We start from the raw sequence: 20,019 nt of genomic DNA, 5'->3' as shown, positions 1-20,019 counted from the left end.
GTATTATACACAAGCCATCGAAAACTCTCAGCGACAGGCGCCTACAACGCCGCCAAAAGGAGCTTTTACTCTTTGCTCTCAGCCAGGTTTCCACCCAGAGTTTTTTGAGCCAGCTCCTTAGCATCATCTACATTAGAGAACACACCCCAGTGATCATCAGCCAAAGACCATTGCCCATCTTCTAATTCCCCAAGGTCACCAAAATCTTCTCTGGTAAATTCACTCGCCGAGAAGAGCCCCACCATCATTTTAGGATTCTGAGACATATCAGCAGACATCAGGGTCTCCAAGCTAGTCATATCCACCGAGGAGCAGAAAAAGACCTGAGTGTCATCGGGAATATCTTCAACCTGATCCAGGGGCTTAGCGTCATTGAGCACAGTGTCCTGATAGTCAGCGCAGAACTCCATCCCTTTCTCTTTACCTATTTCTGTCATGCCCTGAGTAAGGTCCTCATAGGTCTTGGTCTTTGGGCCAGACAGCAGAAAGAAACTACTCGCAACAGCAATGACCACGCCCAGGACCAGCAGAAGACCAATCATCAAGCCTTTTTTACTCTTCGGGGCAGGCTCCCCCGCTCCAGGCTGAGCCGGCGCAGGAGGCAGATTACTCTCGTGCTGGGGCAAATCTGCCCGCCCATCAGCCAGGGGCTCCTGGCCAGGGGTAACTCCCTGCTCAGAATGAGGAGTATTAGTCTGCTCAAGCCCAGGAGTAGTTTCAGGATGATCGTGGTTCTGCGGGTTCTGCGGGTTTTGCGGAGACTGGGGATTATAGGGATTTTGAGACACAGCTTGCCTTCTCTCTTCTTATAACCAGGGCATCTGAGATGACCTAGAACGTCCCTGTAAAACTATCATCTTCTCTTCCGGCTGGAGAACAATATTACTTATCGCTCTGACTAGCCTGGTCATCAACAGGCACTTCCAGAGGCCGGTTATCCTCTCCTCCTAGGTCAGCTTGGGTTCTCGGATCATCTTGGGTTCTCGGATCATCTTGGGTTCCCTGGTCATCCTCCAATGATCGGTTGGATTCCAAACCCAGGCGTGCACGCTCTTCGGCAATAATTTGCGAGGCCATCTTGGAGTCTGAAATATCCACGGACTCGGCGGCTGAGTCCTTGGCCGCCGAGATGCGGGCGTATTCGTCGAAGAGCTGGGATTTGATACCCAGCAAGTCAATCATGCGTTCGTCCACGGTATCTGCGCCGAGCAGGCGGAAGACATCCACGGTGTGGGTTTGGCCCATACGGTGAGCTCGGGCAATAGCCTGAGCCTCAATAGTGGGTTTGAACTGGGGTTCAGCCAGCACCACAATAGATGCGCTTTGAATGTTCAGTCCAGCACCGGCAGCGGTAATTTGGGCCAGTAGGACGGAGCCGGAGGGCGCGGTGGCTAGGCCGTCAACGGTATCTTGGCGGTCGGTGGGAGGCATAGCGCCGGTAATAAGGCCGACAACCTTGTCACCAAGGGCGGCTTCGAGACGGGAGAGCACGCTCAGGAAGAAGGAGAAGACCAGGACCTTGCGGTCGGCGGCGGTGGCTTCTTCTACAATTTCGAGCAGGCGCGTGAGTTTGGCGGATTCATCGGCGGACCAGGCGGCGCGGCGCATAAGGGAGAAGTTTCCATCGGCTACGGCCTGGCGGTAGGCGTCGGTGTCACCGGGGGTGAGTTCGAGCCAGTCGCGGTGCTCGGTCATATCCGGTAGTTCGGAGAGCACGTCTTTTTGGTTGCGTCGTAGGTAGGCGGGGGCAATGCGGGCCCGGAATTCGCTGGCTAGGAGGCTGTCCATGCCGGCTTCGGCTACCAGCTGGGGTTGCAGGTAGTCCACCAGGGTGACGAACTCACTGACCTTGTTTTCCATGGGGGTACCGGAGAGGAGGACGGCGTATTCGGCACTGCGCACCAGGGCGGATACTGCCTGTGAGCGCTGGGCATCCTTGTTTTTGATGAGGTGGGCTTCGTCGGCTACCACGGCGTCGGCGCGCCAGGTGCCGTCGGAGTAGAGACGGGCACCGTCGTAGGTGGTAATCAGCAGGCCGCCTTTAGCTTTCCAGTTGGAGAGGGCTTCTTCGCGGCTGTCGCCGTGGGCCAGGTAGGTACTAATGGCGGTGAATTTTTGGGTTTCGCGCTCCCAGTTGATGACGAGAGAGGCGGGGCAGACCACGATGAAGTGAGTTTTGCCCTTATTGGCCAGGTGGGTGAGGGCGGCAAGAGTTTGCATGGTTTTACCGAGGCCCATTTCGTCGCCCAGGATAATTTTCTTTTGGGCCAGCATGAATTTAGTGCCGTAGTTTTGGTAGCCGCGGAGGGTGGCCTTAAGGCCGGTAAGGTCGAGGGGGAATTTGCGGATGCGTTCGAAGATTTCAGCGGGCAGATAGGCGTCGCCGATGGTTTCGTTACCCAGGTAGTGGGCAAGGAGGGCCTGGTGGGCGGCAGGATCAGCTAGGTAGCCTGCCCAGGCTTGGTCGGCGGTGAGCCAGGTGGCCGCAGGTACGTTCAGGGGCGCATGGGTGCGGCACCATTCTAGGTCGGTGAGGAGTTGCTGGTAGTCGGTGGGATCATCGCCCACAGCGATGAAGAGGGGGCCGGTGGTGGGCACGGGCTGAGTGAGGAGGGGCGCATAGCTGCTCAAGCGATCCAGCAGGTCGCTGTCGCCGATAGTGGAGTCAATGACGCGCAGACGGTCGAGACCGATGAGGATGCGCTCGGCGGCCGGGGTGCGGGTTTGGCCCAGGTTTTCTTTTTCTTGGCCTGCGGCTTCGTCGAGCAGGCGGGTGGCGGCCGCGTAGATTTGGGCGGCGGTGGTTTCCCCTACCCCGGGGATTCGGGTGAGGGCGGCAGGTGAACCTTGGGAGAGAACCTGGGCGACGGTAGTGATGCCGGCTTGGGTGAGTGGCGCGGTGCGCACAGTTCCACTGGTAATATCCCGGAGCTTATCTACGGGCATATCGGCCAGAGTCAGCTGGGCACGTTCTGCTTTGAGAGCCTGCATATCCCTTCCCATGCCGGTCATCAACTGAGCACGTTCGGGAGTGTTAATGGCCTGCCAGATGGCCAGGTAGGCAGCATGGGCCTCTACAGGTACTTCTTCAAAGACAGGGTTTTCCCACTGCTCACCCGCAAAACGGGCAACAGCACGGGCAGCTACGTCCCTGAGGCCCAGCTTGTTCTCGGCTAGGGCAGCTTCGGGGCTGATGGTATCGAGCTGGGCTACCTGCTCAAAGAGGGGCTGGAGCCTGCTCACAGCCGATGAGGTACTGACTACGCGTTCGGAGAGAGCGGCGGTAGCGGCCTCAGCGCGCCGTTTCTTCTCACCGCCACCGAAGAGCTTACTGACCAGACCGCCGGAAGCGGCCTGAATATCTGCGGTCATCTGGGCCAGCCCAGCATCGGCAGCGGCTAAAGCACGCAAATCATCCAGGGTCGCGGGGCTCTGCTGACGCCAAAACTGCTGGTGAAGCCAGGAACTCAACCCCGCAATACTCTGGGGCGAGAGCGGCGCAAACCGGTAAAGGGACCCGCTATAGCCCTCGGGCAAGCTAAAACGCGGTGCGGTTGGCTGGCTCAGCTCGTCCAAGGCCTGGCGGCTACGCTGGGCATAGCCCTGAAGTATCTCTGCCTGGCGCAAAAGATCAGCTGTCATGGGGTCTCCTTAAAAGTTATGCCTTGCCCCAGAGCGTGAAGGGCCGGGGATAGGTGCTCTGAGTCCCATTATGGCCCAGCAGACCGGCACCGTGCGATAGCCTGGAGCAAAAGGAAAGGAAACCTTTGTGCCCACATTCACCAGCGCCGATGATTTAGGTAGCTTCATGCTGGAGGCCCACGCGCAGGCCACCCAGCTGGGCAAACTGGCTCAAGGCCCCTACCTGGTAGCTATCGACGGGCGGAGCGGCTCAGGCAAAACTACCCTGGCCCGCCAGATACAAGATATTCTGGCAACCGCCGGAACCACCGTTGAGCTCTTCCACCTCGAGGACCTCTACCAGGGGTGGGACGGCCTAGCTCAGGCTGTGCAGACCTGGCAGGAATTAGCGCTCAGCCTGACCGGGGACGGCACTGACCCAGGGCCCACTCCTCTCTGGTACGGCTGGGACTGGCAGAGCGGGCAAGCAACCGGCCCGCATATTTTTACCCCAGCCCAGGCACCGGCCGGCAGTATTGTCCTGGCCGAAGGGGTTGGCGCGCTCTGCGGTACCCACGACCTGGGAATCCTCATAGAGCTAGATACCCTCACTCGCAAAGACCGCGCTCTGATCCGTGACGGTGACACCTACCGCCCCTACTGGGACAGGTGGGCCCTGCAGGAAGAAGCCCTCTATAGCCACTACCGCCACATCTACCATGCGGTACAGGTCACCTACCGCCCAACTGAGGGCCCCCACACCGTAGAATATGCTTGGCCCGAGACCACCCGATAAGCAAAGAGGAAGCATGACCCCCAAACAAGCCCACCTACAGGCAGATAGCCCCTCAGCAGGGCTCCCGCTGATCGCCATCTTCACTCTTGCTTCCCTAACCGCCGTAGGTCCTCTGGCTATCGACATGTACCTGGCAGCCCTACCGACCATTGCAGAAGAATTTTCTAGCAGTGCAGCGCTGACCCAGTTCACCTTAACTTCTTTCATGCTGGGCATGGGTAGTGGCCAGTTTTTGGTGGGCCCGCTCTCAGACAAAACAGGCAGATTACTGCCTCTGCGCATCGGTGTTTTCTGCTGTGCGCTAGCTACCCTTGCCTGCGCCTTCGCGCCCACTATTCAGGCCCTGATTTTAGCCAGGTTCTTCATGGGGTTCGCAGGTTCTATCGGCCTGGTACTTTCACGAGCTATCGTCACCGATAGCACCAGGGGCAAAGAAACAGCTCGCCTGATGAGCATTATGATGATGATTAACGGCCTAGCCCCGGTGCTAGCACCCATCCTCGGGGGAATAGTTCTTAGCTACGGTAGTTGGCAAGATATTTTTAAGCTCCTGGCTCTGATCATCACCCTGTCCATGATCCTGGTTCTTACCTTTATCAAGGAATCCCTGCCCCTAGAACGCCGACGTCGCGGCAGCCTAGCCTCCACCTACAGGGGCGTGATTGAAGTAGCCCAAAATCCCTCTTACCGGGGCTTTATGCTGACTATGGTCCTAGCCTTCGGCGCGCTCTTTGCCTATATTTCTGGCTCCTCCTACCTGCTACAAAAGGTGCTAGGGCTAGATGCGGTTCATTTCACCTACGTCTTTGGTTTTAACTCTCTGGGTATTGTTCTGGTCTCTAGCCTTAATGCCCGCCTGGTGAGCCATTTTGCCCCGGTTAGGTTGCTGACCTGGGGTGCCTGGTCTCTGCTTGCCTCCTCAGCCTTACTTACGGTGCACTTTTTAGCGGGAGCCTCACTGCTACCGACCCTGATTCTGCTCTTTACTTTTACCAGCTCCCTGGGCTTAGTCCTGGGTAACGCTTCGGCTCTAGCGCTCAGCCAAGTCCGGCAAGAAGCTGGTGCAGGGTCCGCTCTACTGGGTACAACTCAGGCCCTCATGGGTGCTTTAGCGTCTCCGCTCGTAGCCCTAGGCGGTAGCCAGGCTTACCTGCCCATGGCTGTGACCATGTTCGGCTTCGCGCTGTTGGCGGTTCTGGCTCTGATGAGAACACCCCGGGAAGCTAAGAACTAGGTTCTCCTTCCCCGGAGTGCCGCGCTCTCTAGTATTGGACGCTGTCGGTTAGCCTGCCAAGTAACCCATCAACTCATCAGTCAGGGCAGAATCCAGCGCTAAGGGCGTACCGTTCAGGTGGGTCACCGGCGCCAGCAGACGCACCGAGGAAGCCAGCCACACAGCATCCGCTTCGAGCAGGTCTTGGGGGTAAAGAGGGCCATAACCCAGCTCCCAGCCAGCTTGACGGGCCCCCTTAAAAATTGCCCCCTGGGTAGTACCGGGTAGGATGCCGTGGGCAGGCTCAGGGGTATAGAGCACCCGCTGGTCACCGCTTCGCTTGGCAACAATGACAGAGGAGGTAGCGCCCTCCAAGATACGGCGGTCATCGGTCACCCAGATAGCATCATCTGCACCGTGCTTACCCACATAGCGCAAGACCGACATGTTCACAGCATAGGAGAGGGTCTTAGCCCCAGCTAGAAGCCAGGGGTAGGCAGAGTCGTCGGCGGGGTCGTGGCCGCGCGGTAGCAACATGGCCCGCACGCCCTCCTGGCGCTGGCGAACAATGGTAGGTGAGGAGGGGGCCACTGTCACCCAGGTATGAGCCCCCTCTTCCGGGGTTCCCCGCGAAATAATGATTTTGACGGTGTGCTCTTCGCCCAGTACCGTCTGGGGGCCGGCAAGAGCAGAATCAACGGCCAGTTGCACCGCAGAGCGCAGTTTCTCTTCCTCCGGCAGAGGCAAATCAAGGATTCGGGCTGATCCGGTCAAACGGCTCAGATGGGCCTCGAACTTACGCACCTTGCGGTTGGCAGCCAGCATGGTTTCAAAGACACCGTCGCCGCGGGTGAGGCCCTGGTCTTCAATATTAATCAGCGGTGTGGAGGCATCAACCAGCTCCCCTGCGGGGTTCTGCTGGGTCAGCATTACTACGGTTGTATGAGTCATAGTCTTAAGCCTACTCCTGACCAGGCCCCCAGTAAGAGCGAGATAGCTGGCTTACTGCCAGACCCAGGTCAGGTTCCCGGTGTAAGCGGCCAAAAGATAGCCGCAGACCAATAGCCCAAGGGTACCCAGGGCGAACCAGAGGTCTGCCCACCGGTAGCTGGGCACGCGCGCCCAGGTGCGGGGTCCCGGGCCAAAGCCACGCGCCTCCATAGTGGTCGCTAACCGGCTCCCGCGCCGGATGGCCTGCACCAGCAGAGCGAAGGTCTGCCCGCCCAGGGTGCGAGCGCGAAGCCAGAGCGTATCTTGGGACCCCAAACCTCTAGCCCTTCTAGCCTGCCCCAGGGTATTCCATTCGGCCATCATCAACCCCACCAACCGCAGGGCTGCCAGGGCACCGAGCACGAACCTGGCCGGTAGCTTGAGACTCTGGGCTAGGGAGTCTGCAATATCGGTCGGGTCGGTGGTTGCTATGAGGAAGATGCCGGGCAGTAGCATAGCTAGCCCGCGAAGCATCAGGGCTATGCCTACCGCCGCTGATCCGGTGCTCACCCAGAGAGGGCCAAAGTGCAGCAGGGTGCTGCCGGTTTTTTCTGCTAGCAGGGAGGTGGACCAGCCCGAGAGCAGGGCGCCAAAGAGCACGGGCCAAAAGCGACCCAAGAGTGCCAGGGGGCTAAGTCCCAGCAATCGCAGGGCCAGTAGCTCTAGGCAGAGCACCGTCAAGGAGGTAACCCAGTCCTGAGTTAAAAGTAGCCCCAGGGTCAGGGCGAAGGTCGCCCCCAGTTTGACTCCGGCGTTGATTCTACCGAGGGCGCCTTGCCGCTCAGCGGTAGCGGCGAAGGGATCATAGGCCACGGTTTCCCCCTCCTTCTAGGCTGTAGGTATCCCCGCCCAGGGCGGCAACATAGTCGGCATCGTGAGTGATAGAGATGACTGCCGTACCTGCTTGGATCAGCTCTCGGATGAGGGTGACCAGTTCCTTCCAGGTTCGAGCGTCCTGGCCGAAAGTGGGCTCATCCAGTACCAGGATTTTAGGCTGGGTCGCTAGCGCGGTAGCCACCGAGAGCCTGCGCTTTTCACCACCGGAGAGCGTGAAGGGGTTGGCCTCTTGCAGGTGGGTAAGCCTCAAGCGTTCTAGGAGCTGGTCGGTAGCCTGGGCCAGGGAGGCTTCATCGAGGCTTTGCTTGCGGGCCCGTGCCAGGTGGCGGGGGCCAAACTCCAGTTCAGCTCTAACAGTGGGTGCGATGAACTGTTGCTCTGGGTCTTGGAAGACCAACCCAATTCGATCGGCCAGTTCAGCTGCTGGCCAGCTGGCTATGTCCGACCGATAGCGCTCAGCCAGATCACCGGTCAGGTGGGGGTGGGCAATGACATGCCCGGCCACCGGGTAGAGCAGGCCGGTCAGGGTCAAAGCCAGGGTTGATTTGCCACAACCGTTGGGGCCTAGCAGGGCTAAGTGACTGCCAGCGTAGAGCTGAAGGTTGATACCCTCAGCAACTACAGGTAGGTCTAGGGTAGGTTTTTGACCCGATGCCAGGGCGCGAGCGCGGTGCTTGAGCTGGCGACGGCTGGGGTAGGCGCGAGTAAGGGTCAAGTCACGGGCTTCTAGCACAAGTGGACCCAGCGCAGGGCTGTCCTTTGTGGGTGCCGGTGGGTGCGGCTGGTAGCCTGGCACCCAGACACCAGCATCAATGAGTTCCTGGCCTGCCTGGCTGAGCACGCGTTCAGGTGGACCATCGTGGCTGATACCGCCCTTGGCGCCGAGCACTATGATCCGGTCCATGTGCCGAGCCCAGATATCCAGGCGGTGTTCGATAACAACAAGGGTTGAGCCTGTCTCTTGGCAGGCTGCCACCACAGCGTCTCGAACCTCTATGACACCTGCTGGGTCCAGGTTGGCGGTTGGCTCATCGAGCAGCAGGGCGCCTGGGTTCATGGCTAGGATGCCGGCTAACCCCAGCCGTTGCTTCTGCCCGCCGGAAAGGGCCGATGTTGACCGGCTGTAGTCTAGGTGACCTAAACCCACGGCCTTGAGGGCGCTTTTGACCCGCTCCCAGATCTGGGTGCGGGGGACGGACAGATTCTCGGGGCCAAAAGCAACGTCATCACCAACCCTGGCTAGGACCACGGAGCTTTCCGGGTCCTGTTGCATGAGCCCGCAGGTCCCGCGTGATTGGGCGGGAGTCAGGCCGTTAACGGACAGCTCCCCCAACTGGGATTGGCCGTCTTCGTCTTCTAGCAGGCCACCTAAGGCCTGGAGCAGGGTGGTTTTACCAGCGCCGGAAGGGCCCACCAGGAGCACCTTCTGACCGGGTTCAATCTCGAAGGTCAAGTTAGAGAAAGTGGGCTTGGGCCGCCCCGGGTAGTGCCACCCGAACTCCCGGGCCCGGAAGTGGGTCCCCCGGCCTCTTGACTCTGGGCTGGGGGACGCAAGCTGATGATCTTCTGCGGTCAACGCCCTAGCCCTTTGAGCTAGCTGATCCGCCCCGGCGGGAAGGCCTGCGAGCGGCCCGCCCTGCTGCCAGGGAATCTAGCGCGCCGGTTGAGACCAGACCGCGCACCAGCAACCAGGAGACCAGACCGGCCAGAACCAGGCCCGAGATCATAGAGCACAGAACATAGATGACTGCTTTTTGACCCACCATCTCACCGGCATAGTAAATGATGATTTCTGAGATCCCCATAGCGGCACCTGAGGCTAAACCGGCCAGCATGGCGGTGGCGAGGTTCCAGACCTTGTAGAAGAAGATCAGGAATATCAGCTCAGCACCCAGGCCCTGAACTAGGCCAGAGATTACTACAGTGAAGTTGTAGTGGGTGCCCAAGAGGGCCTCGATGACTGCCGCCAGAAGCTCGGTGTAAAGGGCTGCACCGGGTTTGCGGATGACCAGGGCACCCAGCAGACCCGCAAGTAGCCAGACACCCCCGGCTAAGGGGGAGTATTCAGGGGCCAGGGCTAGGGTGGTAGTGATGGCGGAGTAGCCAAAATTTGACCAGAGCCAGAAGATCAGGGCGCAAGCTACGGCCAGCACCGATGCTACGACGATATCGTTGACGCGCCAGGTGAGCGCGGATTTCTTGGACATAAAGCCTTCCTTTGGTGAGAACAGCAAAGGGGGCATGCACCGGCGCACCTGGGTACGCCTATTTACTTCGACTCCCTAGCGCCGGTACTAACCGGATCAGGTTGGAGGGTCTGCATGTGCACTCTCAGCGCCAGTCTGGCGCTCCCCTGTCGTTTATGGTTACCCGCCGGTCTCAGAGCGGGGTCCCAAGCATGGAACCCTTCCAGTATAGAGCAAGCCGGGATACCCACGAAAAATGAACAGTTATCCAGGCTGCGGGACTTCCCTAGTGTCTTTGTGCATAAGCTACAGCAATCATGAGGTGGCTCATGATCCACCCATCGACGGTGAGGAAGGTGAACTGCCGCGCCCTCCACATTCCACTACAGCGGCTGAATAAAGGCCCCCAGCACAACACTGGTTACTATCCATTCATTCCAGGCATTGTGAAAAAATAAGACCGAAACTGGGAGTTTCTATTTTTATAATCAGACTCGTGTCTATAAAAACTACTCTTTAAATACTCTAGGGCTAGCAATTATCTTGCCTATCACACCAAGGGGTAGTTCCTGGAAGGTACCTCCTATTCTTAGCGACAAGTCTATAAACGGCCTCCATGCAGGAACCCAGCAAGGGAAAATTATAGATTCTTGAGAACAGCGACAGGCCGGTAATTCTATCTAAAAACTTCATAAAACCCCTTGCCCCAGTAAAATACTGACGGTTCTTTATGTAAACAATAGATTTACTAAAATCACACGCATATTCTTGCTCGCTAGATTTTTCAAACACCTGGTAAGGAATAAAATCCACCAGATTATTTCTGTCTAGTTTAATAAGATAATCAACGGTTTTTGTACAAAAACCACAATTTCCATCAAAGATAAACAATTCTTTCATCTAAAAACCTCCATCTTGTTTATCAGCCTAGGCCATACGTCCATAAAATACAGGGCATGGCCCCACCAGGAGCACCGTGAGGATCCCCCCTTACCCGAACACCTACCTAAGCCCCTGATAAGCTCTTCAGTCATCAGGAGCAGACCGCGCTCACTTTGCCTGCCCTATACCCCAACCCTAGCGGGCAACTCACACCCTAACAATAAGTACTGATAGTCTTAGGGCAAGGGGCCATCCGGCCCGCCACACCAACAGAAGGGATCCCTCATGAACCCCCTCACAAAAATTGCAGGCTCGGCCGCCTCTCTAGGCGGTATCGCCCTGGCCAACAAGGTACTAGCCGCTAGCTGGGTTCGCATCACCGGCAACGAACCGCCAGAAAACAACCCCAATGAGGAAGAACGCTGGCGCGACATCATCCTCTGGTCACTGATCACCGGCCTGGTAGGCACCCTCATCAAGGTATCCATCACCCGTGCCCAGCACAAGATTGAGACCAAGTCAAAGCTCAAAAACGGTGGGCAGGCAGAAGTCTAAGGCTGACCAGCTCAACTTTTTATCCGCCTTCTTAAACCGGCTCTGCGCCCCGCAGGGCCGGCTTTTTTACGCCACCATCCACAGAAAACACTGTTGCACCTGGTGAGGCAAGTATCATAGACCCATGACTTCACCACACACCGGTAGCTTAGAAGCCAAGCCCCCAGCCCCCCGCTCCACCGTCTTCGCCTGGACCCTCTGGGACGTTGGGAACGCCAGTTTCAACGCGATTATGACCACCTTCGTCTTCGCGGTCTACCTCACCAGCAATACCGGCTTTGGCGATAAGGAACACAGCTCCGCTGTCCTCTCTTACGGCCTAACTATCGCTGGATTCTGTATTGCTCTTTTGGCACCGGTTTCGGGCCAGCGAGCCGACGCCAGTGGCCGAAGAGCCCTGTGGCTAGGCGTCAACAGTATGCTCCTGGCGGCAATTATGGCCCTCTGCTTCTTCGTCGCACCCGCTCCCCAATATCTCTTACTGGGCGTTGCTTTACTTTCCTTAGGTAACCTGGTTAACGAGTTTGCGGTGGTCAACTACAACGCCATCCTGCCAGCAATTTCTACTAAAGCAACCATCGGCAAAATTAGTGGCTCAGGATGGGCCGCAGGCTATATCGGTGGCATTGTTGCCCTGGGCATCGTACTCCTAGGTTTCGTCACCCCCGGCCTGCTGGGCATCCCCACAGACCAGGCCTACAACATTCGTGCCGTAGCGCTCTTCTCAGCGGCCTGGGCATTTATCTTCTCCCTACCGCTCATGCTCAAAGCCCGTTCACTGCCCAAACCCGAACGCGCACCCCAGGAAAAGGCAAGTCTTCTCGACTCCTACAAGGAGCTCTTTGCCACGGTCAAGAAGCTCCGCAAGGAAGCACCCACCACCCTCTACTTCCTGGTCTCCTCAGCGGTCTTCCGTGACGGCCTCAACGGCATCTTTACCTTCGGTGGTGTCCTGGCAGCAGGCTCCTTCGGATTTAGCACTAACCAGGTCATTATCTTCGCGATTTTCGGCAACATTGTCGCCGGTGCTGGCGCTATGCTCGGTGGCTACCTCGATGACGCTCTCGGCCCCAAGCGGGTCATCATTTTCTCTCTGAGCGCTCTCATCGCTGTCTCCCTTCCCCTGCTCATCTGGCCCTCCACCACCATGTTCTGGGTCTGCGGGCTCACCCTCTGTGCCTTCGTAGGACCCGCCCAGTCAGCCGCCCGCTCCTACCTGGGCAGGCTCACCGAGGAAGGCAAGGAAGGCGAGATTTACGGCCTCTACTCCACCACCGGACGCGCCGCCAGCTTCCTGGCACCGGGTCTCTTCGGGCTCTGCGTGACCCTGACCGGCAACCAGCTCTGGGGCATTTTAGGTATCACCCTCGTCCTCTTTGTAGGCCTGCTTCTGATCATCCCCATCAAAGATCCCAAAGTCAGAAAATCAGCCAGCTCAGCTAACAGCTAGGACCAGGCAAGGTAAGCTCACAACAGCGCCGGAGCTAGCCCCCCAGAAGAACAAGCCCCGGCTACTTTAGGCCCTAGACAGCCTGAGATACCGGTCCCGGTATAGTGCCCAAAAAAAATTTAACCGACCAGCTCAATAATTCCAGCACCCACCAGGTGCTCAAGAGCCCTATCAAACTCAGGGCGAGGCACCGGGCCATACAGGGTCACCATCGCAGCGTGTAAATCATCGGCGCTCAAGGGGTGCGCCAAGGCCTCCCAGATATCCCACCCAATCAGAGATGTCCGGGTGAGCTTGCCCTGAGAAGCCACCAAGAAATCCTCCCCCGTTTCAAGCCCACTCGTGCCCGGTGCACGCCGGTAGCAGACCCCAGAAACCGAATTCACCTCAGCCTGCCCGGTTTCTACAAAGGTGTAGTCAGCCTGATGCGAAGCCAAATCCAGCTCACCGGCAAGCAGATCCTGAAAGAAAACCAGAGTATCAGTAATCTCACTGTAGGTTAGCCGAATAGCGCCACCCACCGAATTCACCAGATCCGCAAACTGCGCCAACCCCTGCGGCATTCTCTGAACACCAGACGACTGCTCCACCAGAGTAAAGAGCGCCTCCGCCAGAGGCACCCGCTCCCAAGACAGGGCCGCCTTACCCGCTTTATCCCGATCCAGAATCACCAAGTAACCAAGCCTAAAATCCTGGTCCGGTTCAGCCACCGTCAAACCGCGCTCAGCGGGGTCATACTGCTTCTTAGCCTGCCCCACCTCCTCAATAACCGACAGCGGCTTAGGGTAAGGGCTAACCCGCAAAGTACCGACATCAATAACCGCTGTCTCATCACTCAAATAGGTAAAATGGTGCCCCAAAAAGCGTGCGGCGGTCGTCTTACCTGTCCCTGATGCCGCCACCAGAGCCACCGTCTGCCCGGTCTTAGGGCTAGCCAAGGCAGCAGCATGAAGCAAATGCTTACGCCCCGCATAAGCTTTGAGCAGGTGCATCGTGACCTGCACAGTAAGCGTTTCAGCGGCCCAGGCAAGATTGCGCGGATTAATAACACTCACCTCTAGAGCCCTCGCATAATCCGCCTGAACCTCACTATCCGATCGAGGGCTCAAGACCACCAGACGGATACCATCAATGACCTGGGCGATACCGTCCTCAATCTGCTCAGGCTCCAGAGAAGCCCAGGCCTCACACGCACCGTCCCAGAGCTGAGGGTTAGGATCCTCAAAGCAAATCAAGACCGGAACACCGGCTGGACGAATCAGCAAACCGCGCATATAAAACCTCCGCTAGCTCTGGTCAGGGGCAAGAGGAATAGTAGTGCGGTGAAAGTTCATATAACTCCGTGAAGCCGTAGGCCCACGCTGCCCCTGATACCGGTTCCCATAAGCGCCCGAACCGTAAGCATGCTCAGTGGGGCTAGTCAGCTTAAAGAAACACAGCTGGCCCACCTTAGAACCAGGCCAGAGCATAATCGGCAGGGTAGCCATATTTGACAGTTCAAGGGTCACATGCCCCGAAAAACCAGGGTCAATAAAACCCGCCGTAGAGTGAGTCAAAAGGCCCAGACGCCCCAGGGACGACTTACCCTCCAAACGGGCCGCCACGTCATCGGGCAGGGTAACCTTCTCGTAGGTTGCGCCCAGCACAAACTCGCCGGGGTGCAAAACGAAAGGTTCGTCGGGGGCAACCTCTACCAGTCGGGTCAAGTCTTCTTGAGCTTGGCTAGGGTCAATATAGGGGTACTTATGGTTATCAAAAAGCCTGAAAAAACGGTCAATACGAACATCAACCGAGGCAGGTTGAATCATTGACTCATCGTAAGGTTCAAGGGCTATACGCCCCGCCTGAATTTCTTTGCGGATATCCTGATCAGAAAATAGCACACTTCCAAAATACCGCACACAGGTGCTCAATGAGCTCTCCAACAAGGTACAGGTATCGAAAGGTTGCGTGAGGCCACCGGACCACCAGGCCACCGGGTAGGCATGGTGCCTGCCAACCTCCCTTAACGCCAGCCCCGGGCCAGTTGGCAGGCACCATACCCACCCTCCCTTCAAAGCTAACCCCGAGCCAGTTGGCAGGCACCATACCCACCCTCCCTTCAAAGCTAACCCCGAGCCAATAGGCAGACACCATACCCACCCCCCTTCAAAACCAGCCCCGAGCCAGTTGGTAAACATGATGCTCACTAAACTGCCCTCAGGTGGCGAGCCCCACCCTTTTACCGGGGAGCTCCTGCGCGTAGGCTAAAAGTAAACGATTTCCTCCCTTAAGGCAGGCTATGAACCCCCTTGTGCTCTGCACCCTCACCATCATTGTGACCCTGGCCGTCAGCGGCTACGCCAAGGTCAAAGAACCAACCAGCACAGTCACCGCGATCGTGAACCTCAAGCTGAACAGATTCCTCCCCGTCAAGCTTGTTGCCCGGGTACTTCCCTGGGCTGAGCTGGCCCTCGCGGTGGCCCTCCTGGTGCTCCCCGGCACCTTCCAAATCCTTGCCGCCCTAGCTTCCCTTGCACTCTTCGCAAGCTACTGGGCAGTTATCGCCCGTGCCGTGGTACAAGGCAACACCGCAAGCTGTAACTGCTTCGGCGGCGCCTCAACCGCCCCCACCTCAGTCTTTACTCTCATTCGGAACACCGCTCTCTTCTTGGCCTCAGCGGGTGCGCTCATCGGTGCCCTCAACACCGGTGGCTCTGCTATTACCCAGCTGCTCGCTCTAGATTCAGCTGGTTGGCTCTGGCTCATTGGTGCCTTTTTAGCTTCACTCACCCTATGGTCCATCAACCGGGCCGAAAGCCTGAAAACACCCCCTAGCCAGCAGCCAAAGCAAGCACCCCCGGTGGCTGCCGCTCAGGCAGAGGACGACTATATCCGCACTCCCATCCCCTACTCCGCTCTCTACTACCCCGCGGAGGATCCCACCTCTTCTAGAGACGGCACCGGCCAGCAAACCAGCCTCCGTGACCTGGCACTAGCTCAGGCCCGCATCATCATCTGGGTCTCCCCCGGCTGCGGACACTGCCACAAGGTGGTGAACAAGCTCGCAGGTTGGCAGGAGCAAATCCCAATGATTGCTCTTCACCCGGTAGTTGCTAGCGGCAAGGACGTCAGCGCATTTGCCATGGCGCCCCATATCCAGGTCCTCATTGACCCCGGCTTTATGACCCGCAAACTGTTCGGTCAGGGAACCCCCGGCGCCCTAGCGCTGGGCATGGACGGTCTTCTAGCCGGCGGACCTGTCACCGGGGGTGACAATGTCATCACCTTTGTCGAAGACATCATTACGGAAGTCACCCAGGACTACCCCAACCATGTCCAAGACGGTTCCTCTACTCCTGACGGTACCCGCCAAGCCTAAGCGCGTCCCCTCACCCCTTCATGGGGTAGATCAGATTGAAAAGGCCGGTCTAGCTCATCAACCGAGCTAGACCGGCTTCTGCTCAAATAGCCTGTGACCCTTGCCCAATTTAGAGGATACTGAACTGCTGTAGAGTCTCCTCTGGGAGGAAAGCCGCCACCGCCAAGGCAATCAGGAAGGCTAAAGAGATAGCGCCGAGTACCGTGGACTTCCAGCCGGGGTGAAGCTCATTGAAGGTTACAAGCCCGGGGTGCTGGGTTTTCATCTGGGTTACGTTAATAACCTTGTATACAGTGGTTTGCGGTGAGATAGCTGTAGCAATGGCGCGCATAGTCTTGGCGTCCCAGATACGCCCATCAAGACGGAAAATCCGTTTCTGCTTCGAATTAAGAGCCCACAGGGCTGGGGCCCCTTTGAACCGTAAAGCAGCGATACCCTTTAGTTCTTTACCCGATGCTTGTTTGGGGGTAAGGCGCTCAGCCAGAACGGTATGTTCGATGTCGGCAAGGGGAACAGTTTCCCAGCCCACGAGTTTGCCCCGCAAAATATGGCTATTGGTTTTGACAATAATCTGGGGTCGTAAAACGGAATAGATAGCGCATATAGCTCCCAGGGCAATAAACACCAGTATGACCATCACGATAGGGGTGGGGCGTTTAGTCAGCATGAACCAGATGCAGGCTAAGGCAAGGACGGTGCTGGGGACACCGGCGATAAGCCTGCGATGGTAGGAGTGGATACGAGGGTGGTAGATAGCCCTTACTTGGCCGTATTTCTCGGGTACTTGGTGCACGTGTTCTGCCATGGCTCTACTCTATCGACATAGTCGTGCCTCTCCGGGCACAACCCGGCGTGAGCTACATTTAAAGGGTGCATTTTCGTTCTTCTGTTGATCGTGTCCTTGCCTACTGGGTAATGGGGGTTGCTCTTGCTATCCTCCTAGCGCTCGGCTCTCTCGCCCTCATTAACCGGCTGGTGTACGGCCCCGAGGGGCAGGTTCGTGCCTATTTTGCGGCTTTGCGGGAGGGGGACGGCGCCAAGGCACTCGGCATCTTGGGGGTTGAAGCACCCGATGCTGGAGCGGCTGTGCTCGACGGCAAGGGGCTTAAGGCGGCAGTTGATTCTCTGCACAATGTTGATTTGACCACCCTAGAAATTACCGATGGAGGGCAGAAGGCCACGGTTCGGGCCTCTTATACTCTGGACGGTCAGGAGGCCAGCACAGATTTTTCTCTGCACAAGGTGGGCTCCCACTGGGGTGTATTCGATAGCTGGAACATAGATCTGGAAGAGCTACCCACGGTTAAGGTGGAGTCTCCCATGGTGCAGGCGGCAACCCTCAATAATGTGAAAGTAGCTATTGCCGACGGCGATGAGGACTTTGGTGCTTTCTTTCCAGGGCTTTACACCGTGACCTATGAGTCAGCTCTGTTCTCTGCAAGTTCTGACCGGGTGGCACTCACCTCAGCCGAGGGTGAGCCGACACTGAAGGTGGCTTTGGAGCCCTCCGATGCGGCTAAAGCCTCAGTTCAGCAGCAGGTGCGGACCTACCTTGATAGCTGTGCCACCCAGAATTCGCTCTACCCTGCCGGTTGCCCTTTTGAGTATGACTTCACGGGCCGGGTCAGCGGGAACGTGACCTGGACGATTAAGGAGTACCCGGAGCCAGCAGTGAGCCTCGATGGCAATAGGTGGAAGCTCGGTCCGGGTAAGGGAATCGCTGAGATTTCGTTTACACAGCTTGATCTCTACACCGGTAAGACCAAGCAGGTCACGGATCAGGTTCCTTTCAAGCTTTCAGGAAGGCTAACTACTTCTGACCAGACCATTACCTTTACACCGGCTACGTAACTTATTGGCTTTTACGGAGCTCATCTCACTGTCTGCCCTCCTAGGAGGGCAGACAGTTTTCTATGGGTTTTAACTGTGGGATGTGTGCCTTGCTCATGCCGTGTTCGCCAACTGGCTCGGGGCTGGCGTTTAGGGGTGTTGACGAACGAGTGACTGGCCTTGAGCATGCCGTGTTCGCCAACTGGTTCGGGGCTGGCGTTTAGGGGTGTTGACGAACACCGTATGAGCAGAGGCAATAAGCACCCTAATTAACCCCGCGCAGATCAAGCACCAGGTCTGATTCATCTCCCGGGTCGCCGGTCACAACTACAGGTAGCCCCCAGTCCTGCTGGTAGAGATGGCAGGCCGCGTGATCCGGAATCTCACCCCCAGGTTCCCCATCACAGGCAGCCGCGCGGGCGGTAATGTGTAGGACCGCTTCGGTAATTTCTGGGTTGAGGCGCAGGGTGCGGGTGAGCCCCTGGGCGGTACCAGCTCCCTCCAGGATGAAATTTTCGGGGGTGGACGAAATCTTGAGCTGGGTGGGGTCGCCCCAGCGGGTGTCGAGTTTCTGCCCGGTGGGTGCGCTGAAGCGGGCGGTGAGGTTGAGGGTGCCTCCGGTGAGACGGGTAGAGTTGCGGGTGACCTGAGCGGTGCCTTCGTCCACGTGTTGTATGGCTTCAGGGATGCTGATGCGCACGAGCTGGTGGGCGTTGGCTTCTACTGCGATGAGGCGGAAGCCGCCGTCATGGGTCTGTTCTACGATCAGGTCGGAGGGTTCTGCCAGGCCGCGTGCCAGGGTTCCTAGCTCCCCGCTGGCAGGGTCAAAGCGGCGGATTGCGCCGTTGTAGGTGTCGGCAATGGCGATGGAGCCGTCGGCTAGTTCGGTCAGGCCCAGGCAGTGTTGCAAGCGGGCTTGGGGGTGGGGTCCATCGACGAAGCCGAAGTCGAAGAGGCCGATGCCGATTGCGGTGCTGACGGTGGCTTCTGCGCCATTGAAAGTGATGTGGCGTAGGGCGCTGGTTTCTGAGTCGGCAACCCAGATGGAGCCGTCAGCGCTTTCGATGATGCCGGAGGATTGGGCGAACCAGGAGTCTGCGGCGGCACCGTCTTTGAGGCCTTCGGCACCGGTTCCGGCGAAGACGTCGAGTTGGCCGGTTTCGGGGTTGTAGCTAAAGATTTGGTGGGTTCCGGCCATGGCGATGAGGAAGGCTCTGGCGGTGCGGGAATAGACCAGGTCCCAGGGGGATGAGAGGGCCACGGTGAGGGGGTCGGCGCCGGTGACAATGTAGTTGGGGTCTTGGCGAGCGCTTTGGCCATCGATCAGGCGTTGGGTTCCGCTTCCGGCCAGGGTGGTGACTTCTCCGGTAGCTAGCTGGAGGCCGCGGATACGGTGATTGACGGAGTCTGCGATAAGTACGTCAGCGGCAAGTTCTTGGCGCAGGTGTTCGGGGACGAGGGCTAGACCTTGAGGCTCGTTGAAGCGGGCGGTGGCGGCGTTACCGTCTGCGTAGCCTTTTTCGGTGCCGCCGAAGGTGGCCAGGGGGGTTTCGAGGTCTGCTCCTAGGTGGACGAGCCGGTGGTGGGCGGTGTCGGTGACCAGGTAGGTGCCATCGACTCCTGCGAGGTCGGCGGGCAGGGCCAGGGCTTTGCCGGGGAAGGCGAAGGTGCCTTGGGCTTTGGGGCGGGGAACGTAGGGCCCGTCGCCGCGGTGGAGGGTGCCCTGCACTTCGTGGGTTTGGACGAGTTCTTCGACCAGGGAGGTGAGCCCTTGGACGTGGCCTTCGCCGGAGAGGTGGGCGATGATGTAGCCTTCGGGGTCGATGACGACCAGGGTGGGCCAGGCCCGGGCGGTGTAGGCGGCCCAGGTCTCGAGGTTAGGGTCATCGAGGACGGGGTGGGTGATGTCGTAGCGGTCTACGGCGGCGGCGAGCGCCTGAGGGTCTGCTTCGTGTTCGAATTTGGGCGAGTGGACGCCAATGGTGACGAGCACGTCGGAGTATTTTTCTTCGAGGGGGCGTAGTTCATCGAGTACGTGCAGGCAGTTCATGCAGCAGAAGGTCCAGAAGTCCAGGATGACGATTTTGCCCCGGAGTTTTTCGAGAGAGAGTTCTTGGTCACCGGTGTTGAGCCAGCCTCTACCGACAAGTTCTGAGGCACGGACTTTGCTCTGGCGTGCGGCTGCATGATCTGCCATGGGTGTACCTTTCGTGTGTGCCCTGTGGGCGTTCGGTTTGTTCTGTACCAGCCTATCCAAGGAGCTGGGTGGCGGTTATTTGTTGCGCTCTGTGTAGTGGG

Annotated in this window: 17 protein-coding genes and 1 riboswitch; of the genes, 6 read left to right on the top strand and 11 right to left on the bottom strand. The window is 58.1% G+C overall.

Translation table 11 applies throughout. The features are described 5' to 3' along the window. Positions 1–65: 65 nt before the first annotated feature. Positions 66–788 carry a hypothetical protein gene (locus tag ACN080_RS00160; RefSeq protein WP_419112735.1) on the bottom strand — a complete coding sequence of 241 codons (723 nt, stop codon included), beginning with the start codon at positions 786–788 and terminating at the stop codon, positions 66–68. A gap of 94 nt (positions 789–882) precedes the next feature. Beyond that, on the bottom strand, positions 883–3,642 hold the full coding sequence (locus tag ACN080_RS00155; RefSeq protein WP_419112734.1) for a DEAD/DEAH box helicase: 2,760 nt from the start codon (positions 3,640–3,642) through the stop codon (positions 883–885). Positions 3,643–3,769: 127 nt separating this feature from the next. On the opposite strand from ACN080_RS00155, the gene ACN080_RS00150 reads away from it, so the two are divergent. Then, the gene (locus ACN080_RS00150) at positions 3,770–4,417 is read left to right on the top strand and encodes a hypothetical protein (protein ID WP_419111224.1); all 648 of its coding nucleotides are present in this window, start codon (positions 3,770–3,772) and stop codon (positions 4,415–4,417) included. A 13-nt stretch (positions 4,418–4,430) separates the two neighbouring features. Beyond that, positions 4,431–5,651: a multidrug effflux MFS transporter gene (locus ACN080_RS00145; protein ID WP_419099968.1), complete on the top strand. Its 1,221-nt coding sequence runs from the start codon at positions 4,431–4,433 to the stop codon at positions 5,649–5,651. Positions 5,652–5,699: 48 nt separating this feature from the next. On the opposite strand, the gene ACN080_RS00140 is transcribed toward ACN080_RS00145, so the two are convergent. From ACN080_RS00140 to ACN080_RS00120, 5 genes are all read right to left on the bottom strand, one after another. After that, complete coding sequence (locus tag ACN080_RS00140) at positions 5,700–6,581, bottom strand: aminotransferase class IV (protein WP_419112521.1); 882 nt, start codon at positions 6,579–6,581, stop codon at positions 5,700–5,702. A gap of 51 nt (positions 6,582–6,632) precedes the next feature. Then, positions 6,633–7,433 carry an energy-coupling factor transporter transmembrane component T family protein gene (locus tag ACN080_RS00135; RefSeq protein WP_419099970.1) on the bottom strand — a complete coding sequence of 267 codons (801 nt, stop codon included), beginning with the start codon at positions 7,431–7,433 and terminating at the stop codon, positions 6,633–6,635. Next, on the bottom strand, positions 7,423–9,033 hold the full coding sequence (locus ACN080_RS00130; protein WP_419112733.1) for an ABC transporter ATP-binding protein: 1,611 nt from the start codon (positions 9,031–9,033) through the stop codon (positions 7,423–7,425). Before ACN080_RS00130 ends, ACN080_RS00135 begins: the two co-directional genes overlap by 11 nt. A 4-nt stretch (positions 9,034–9,037) precedes the next feature. Next, on the bottom strand, positions 9,038–9,664 hold the full coding sequence (locus ACN080_RS00125; protein WP_419112732.1) for an ECF transporter S component: 627 nt from the start codon (positions 9,662–9,664) through the stop codon (positions 9,038–9,040). Between the two features lie 55 nt (positions 9,665–9,719). Then, positions 9,720–9,822: riboswitch (TPP riboswitch) on the bottom strand. Positions 9,823–10,174: 352 nt separating this feature from the next. Then, positions 10,175–10,543 (bottom strand): thiol-disulfide oxidoreductase DCC family protein, encoded by a 369-nt coding sequence (locus tag ACN080_RS00120; RefSeq protein WP_419112731.1) that lies wholly within the window; start codon positions 10,541–10,543, stop codon positions 10,175–10,177. Positions 10,544–10,810: 267 nt separating this feature from the next. On the opposite strand from ACN080_RS00120, the gene ACN080_RS00115 reads away from it, so the two are divergent. After that, positions 10,811–11,080: a DUF4235 domain-containing protein gene (locus ACN080_RS00115; RefSeq protein ID WP_419099974.1), complete on the top strand. Its 270-nt coding sequence runs from the start codon at positions 10,811–10,813 to the stop codon at positions 11,078–11,080. Between the two features lie 124 nt (positions 11,081–11,204). Further along, positions 11,205–12,530, top strand: a complete 1,326-nt coding sequence (locus tag ACN080_RS00110; protein WP_419104346.1) for an MFS transporter — start codon at positions 11,205–11,207, stop codon at positions 12,528–12,530. A 119-nt stretch (positions 12,531–12,649) separates the two neighbouring features. On the opposite strand, the gene ACN080_RS00105 is transcribed toward ACN080_RS00110, so the two are convergent. Continuing rightward, a complete protein-coding gene (locus ACN080_RS00105; RefSeq protein ID WP_419112730.1) occupies positions 12,650–13,804 on the bottom strand; it encodes a hypothetical protein in 1,155 nt (384 codons plus the stop codon). Positions 13,805–13,816: 12 nt separating this feature from the next. Then, positions 13,817–14,413 carry a dCTP deaminase gene (dcd, locus tag ACN080_RS00100; RefSeq protein WP_419104344.1) on the bottom strand — a complete coding sequence of 199 codons (597 nt, stop codon included), beginning with the start codon at positions 14,411–14,413 and terminating at the stop codon, positions 13,817–13,819. A 398-nt stretch (positions 14,414–14,811) separates the two neighbouring features. Between dcd and ACN080_RS00095 the strand changes: the two genes are divergently transcribed. Further along, positions 14,812–15,891 (top strand): MauE/DoxX family redox-associated membrane protein, encoded by a 1,080-nt coding sequence (locus ACN080_RS00095; protein ID WP_419112729.1) that lies wholly within the window; start codon positions 14,812–14,814, stop codon positions 15,889–15,891. 109 nt (positions 15,892–16,000) lie between these two features. Here the strand turns inward: ACN080_RS00095 and ACN080_RS00090 are convergent, their stop codons facing one another. Continuing rightward, on the bottom strand, positions 16,001–16,696 hold the full coding sequence (locus tag ACN080_RS00090; RefSeq protein ID WP_419099979.1) for a hypothetical protein: 696 nt from the start codon (positions 16,694–16,696) through the stop codon (positions 16,001–16,003). A 65-nt stretch (positions 16,697–16,761) separates the two neighbouring features. Between ACN080_RS00090 and ACN080_RS00085 the strand changes: the two genes are divergently transcribed. Next, positions 16,762–17,742: a hypothetical protein gene (locus ACN080_RS00085; RefSeq protein ID WP_419099980.1), complete on the top strand. Its 981-nt coding sequence runs from the start codon at positions 16,762–16,764 to the stop codon at positions 17,740–17,742. 244 nt (positions 17,743–17,986) lie between these two features. Here ACN080_RS00085 and ACN080_RS00080 read toward each other — a convergent pair whose 3' ends face one another. Further along, a complete protein-coding gene (locus tag ACN080_RS00080; protein ID WP_419112728.1) occupies positions 17,987–19,918 on the bottom strand; it encodes an NHL domain-containing thioredoxin family protein in 1,932 nt (643 codons plus the stop codon). Positions 19,919–20,019: the final 101 nt, after the last annotated feature.

The organism is Rothia sp. CCM 9416 (genome assembly GCF_048513535.1).
GTDB lineage: Bacteria > Actinomycetota > Actinomycetes > Actinomycetales > Micrococcaceae > Rothia.
This window is presented reverse-complemented; position numbering and strand designations above follow the sequence as displayed.